At 73.1% G+C, this 572-nt stretch carries 1 protein-coding gene; it reads right to left on the bottom strand.

Annotated elements, in window-relative coordinates:
• Positions 1-168: 168 nt before the first annotated feature.
• Positions 169-572: SDR family NAD(P)-dependent oxidoreductase (locus HC022_RS28370; RefSeq protein WP_167454578.1), on the bottom strand; the 404-nt coding region annotated here is incomplete at its 5' end.

Here is a 572-nt window from a genome sequence, read left to right as displayed (position 1 = left end):
CGAAGCGCCGCCGCGCCATCGCCAGCCCGCCCCCCGGGGCTGGCGATTGTGAACCGACAGCGCGTCGTGTCGAGCTCCTTCGGACGTGGCCGGGATAAACCGAGAGGCGCGACGGTCGCATCGCCAACCCGCGGGCTGGCGACGGCGCGGCTCTCCCGGATGACCGTGTCACTTCGGCGCCATGCGCAGCGGGCCGTCGAGGCGGATGACCTCGCCGTTGAGCATGGTGTTCTCGAAGATCTGCCGCACCAGCGACGCGTATTCCGCGGGCTTGCCCAGACGCGGCGGGAACGGCACCGAGGCGCCGAGCGAGTCCTGCACGTCCTGCGGCAGCCCCGCCATCATCGGCGTGCCGAAGATCCCCGGCGCGATGGTCACCACGCGGATGCCGTGCCGCGCCAGCTCTCGCGCGGCGGGCAGGGTCAGCGAGGCGACGCCGCCCTTCGACGCGGCATAGGCCGCCTGACCGATCTGCCCGTCGAAGGCCGCGACGGAGGCGGTGTTGACGATCACGCCGCGCTCGCCGTCCTCGGAAGGGTCGTTCGCCGTCAGCGCCGCGGCCGCGAGGCGCA

It is taken from the genome of Salipiger sp. HF18, from assembly GCF_011806505.1.
Lineage (GTDB): Bacteria > Pseudomonadota > Alphaproteobacteria > Rhodobacterales > Rhodobacteraceae > Salipiger > Salipiger thiooxidans.
The sequence above is the reverse complement of the archived record's forward strand: the minus strand, read 5'-3'. Positions and strand labels throughout refer to the sequence as shown.